Origin of the sequence: Mesorhizobium sp. M7A.F.Ca.US.002.01.1.1, assembly GCF_004022955.1 — a bacterium.
In the GTDB taxonomy this organism is placed as follows: domain Bacteria; phylum Pseudomonadota; class Alphaproteobacteria; order Rhizobiales; family Rhizobiaceae; genus Mesorhizobium; species Mesorhizobium ciceri.
Map to the genome: position 1 here is coordinate 1 of NZ_RZQE01000980.1, position 823 is coordinate 823.

1 protein-coding gene and 1 pseudogene are annotated in these 823 nt (G+C 57.1%); one reads left to right on the plus strand and one right to left on the minus strand.

Annotated elements, in window-relative coordinates; all coding sequences use genetic code 11:
• Window positions 1-90: pseudogene (locus EN932_RS37200) on the minus strand (DNA-binding response regulator); the annotation flags it as partial.
• Window positions 91-343: 253 nt separating this feature from the next.
• Between EN932_RS37200 and EN932_RS38320 the strand changes: the two are divergent.
• Entirely contained in the window at window positions 344-646 is a 303-nt protein-coding gene (locus EN932_RS38320) for a hypothetical protein (RefSeq protein WP_024504541.1), read from the plus strand.
• Window positions 647-823 lie beyond the last annotated feature (177 nt).

The window sequence follows — 823 nt, forward strand, 5'->3', positions numbered from 1 at the left end:
GTGCAGGCCCCGCTTCTGGAAGAATTCCTGCAGCAGGTCGCGGATGCCCTTGTCGTCGTCGACGATCAGTATGTGTGCATCGGATTTCACAGCAGCCCTGTCATTGTTGCCAAGCCCTTCTGTCTTTGATTGCCAAGCCCTTCGGTCGCAACCCACACGATAGAATTCAGGCCATATGTTGGCCAGTGGCTATGATGGGGTTCACACCGGCTTTCTCAGACACACTCCAGAAACAAAATTCTACAGTTCAGAAAAACTCCTGAAAAATTTCAAAGGCATAACTGATCTCGTGGCGGTCAGGTCATCGGCTGCGACGCTAGTCTCCGGGTTTACGGATAAACCGATGCCAAGGTTGTCGATCAGTTTGTTGGGTGCGTTGCTGGGCTTCTGCCTGGTCACTGCCGCTGTCGGACAATCGGACGCAAAGGCGACGCTCACAACCCGGAGCGAACGGTGCGCCAATCTCAGCCACCAATTTGATGAAGCCCTCGAAACCCATGCCACGGCAACGCAGGTCACCGCGGCAAAGGCACTTCAGAGAAAGGGCAACCGGTACTGCGCCGCCAAGAAACAGGCACAGGGCATCCGGATGCTCGCCAATGCTTTGAAGCTGCTTGGAGTGACGCCGAACGACCCGGTTCAGTAACGCTCCGAAACTTGACCCGCATAAAAAGGAAACGAAGCCATGAAAAAGTCCATCCTCTCCGCAACCGGTCTCGCCGTCGCTCTCGCTTTCGCGATGCCGGCTCTCGGCAACGCCGCCGCCACCACGACCGCTGCTCCGGCTGCTTCGACGACCACCGCTCCGGCGACTGCTGCTCCT

What these genes read in the sequence shown, in the direction of transcription:
- EN932_RS38320 (WP_024504541.1), top strand. Translation starts at nt 344, where the DNA reads ATGCCAAGGTTGTCGATCAGTTTGTTGGGTGCGTTGCTGGGCTTCTGC.